Origin of the sequence: Bacteroides sp. NSJ-48 (assembly GCF_014287405.1) — a bacterium.
Lineage (GTDB): Bacteria > Bacteroidota > Bacteroidia > Bacteroidales > Bacteroidaceae > Bacteroides > Bacteroides stercoris.
This window is the reverse complement of the sequence record NZ_JACOOD010000122.1, coordinates 1-551: the sequence shown is the minus strand read 5'-3', so window position 1 is coordinate 551 and position 551 is coordinate 1. Positions and strand designations below refer to the sequence as shown.

Here is a 551-nt window from a genome sequence, read left to right as displayed (position 1 = left end):
TGCGCTTGTATGCCTTCCTTTGCGGATAAGATGAGGACTGCTCCATCAAGCATTTTGAATGTCCGCTCCACTTCCGCAATAAAATCCATGTGTCCCGGAGTGTCAATGATATTGCATTTCACTCCATTCCAGATAATAGATGTCGTAGAAGCCCGGACAGTAATTCCTCTACGTTTCTCTATATCCATAGAGTCCGTTATGGTGTCACCATTATCCACACGGCCGCACTTTTCCGTTGCTCCACTGGCAAACAGCAGATTCTCGGTTACGGAAGTTTTTCCTGCATCAATGTGAGCAAGAATTCCTAAATTTATAATATTCATTTGGATTAAGCAATAATATACTACAATAGATGCATTGTCGAAACGCACCTTTTAATACCTCCTCGTAGCATATGAGAACTACAGGATTACTAACTCGTATTAATATGTATATTATTACTGCCGCATAACGATTACAAAATTACACAAAAAAATATATCTAACAAAAGTGGGAGGATTTTTTAACTTTTTACCATAGACATTTTATTAGGGAAGCGTAGGTTCAACTGG

At 38.7% G+C, this 551-nt stretch carries 1 protein-coding gene; it reads right to left on the bottom strand.

The annotated features are described in order from the left end of the window. Positions 1-323: GTP-binding protein (locus H8S52_RS19755; RefSeq protein WP_032602753.1), on the bottom strand; the 323-nt coding region annotated here is incomplete at its 3' end. Positions 324-551: the final 228 nt, after the last annotated feature.